We start from the raw sequence: 254 nt of genomic DNA on the forward strand, positions 1-254 counted from the left end.
GGTGTTGGCGATTGGCGTATTCCTAGACCCTCAAGGCGATTGGATGCCGGCCACCGGGCCTTATGCCACTCAACCTTTCACTAAAGGTTTCTTGGAAGGTTACAACACCATGGATACCTTAGCAGCCTTGATGTTTGGGATGTTAATTGTTGATGCCTTGCGTAGTAAGGGCATCACCGAGCAGCGAGCGACGACGAAATACCTCATCAGTTCAGCCTTTATTGCTGCCTTTGGTCTTGCTTCGGTGTACATTT

The 254-nt window shown here is 49.6% G+C and carries 1 protein-coding gene; it reads left to right on the forward strand.

Features of this window, described 5'->3' with window-relative positions; translation table 11 throughout:
- Positions 1 to 43: 43 nt before the first annotated feature.
- Positions 44 to 254: branched-chain amino acid transport system II carrier protein (locus V0R37_RS22760; RefSeq protein WP_420376641.1), on the forward strand; the 211-nt coding region annotated here is incomplete at its 3' end.

The organism is Pollutimonas rozaliensis, assembly GCF_048751585.1.
In the GTDB taxonomy this organism is placed as follows: domain Bacteria; phylum Pseudomonadota; class Gammaproteobacteria; order Burkholderiales; family Burkholderiaceae_B.